This is a genomic window from Bradyrhizobium sp. NBAIM18 (assembly GCF_020193825.1).
GTDB classification, from domain to species: Bacteria; Pseudomonadota; Alphaproteobacteria; order Rhizobiales; family Xanthobacteraceae; genus Bradyrhizobium; species Bradyrhizobium yuanmingense.
This window is the reverse complement of the sequence record NZ_JADYVO010000072.1, coordinates 1-451: the sequence shown is the minus strand read 5'-3', so window position 1 is coordinate 451 and position 451 is coordinate 1. Positions and strand designations below refer to the sequence as shown.

The 451-nt window shown below is 50.8% G+C and carries 1 protein-coding gene; it reads right to left on the bottom strand.

The annotated features are described in order from the left end of the window. Window positions 1-29 precede the first annotated feature (29 nt). Window positions 30-451, bottom strand: a 422-nt coding sequence (locus I6F17_RS37455) for an OmpW family outer membrane protein (protein ID WP_225190487.1), incomplete at its 5' end; no start/stop codon positions are given.

The following is a 451-nucleotide window of genomic DNA, read 5'->3' as shown; positions in this document are numbered from 1 at the left end:
GTATATTACGGGGTCGTTTTTGTGCGGAATTAAAAACGATATCCTGCTGAGAACATAAACACCCACGGATCAAGGCGTACGCTATCGTGTTGCTGTGCACCGCCCAGTTTATAATTGGCGGTGGTATCGATATCCATGTACCACACTGACATGTTAACCAACCAGTCACGGTTAATCAGATAATCAACCCCCACCTGCCCGGCAGCTCCCCAGGAATCTTTCAGACTGAGATCGGAAAGCCCCGCCTCTTTGCCATGATCGTTAAATCCATTATCAAAGAAGGTGGTGTAGTTAATACCTGCCCCAACGTAAGGACGGAATTTGCTGCTGGCATCACCAAAATACCACTGCGCCATCAGTGGTGGCGGCAGATGATGAACGGTTGCAATATCGCCGGTCGCCCGGGTGCCGATTTTATGGCGGAACGGCGTCGCTGCCAGCAATTCCACAC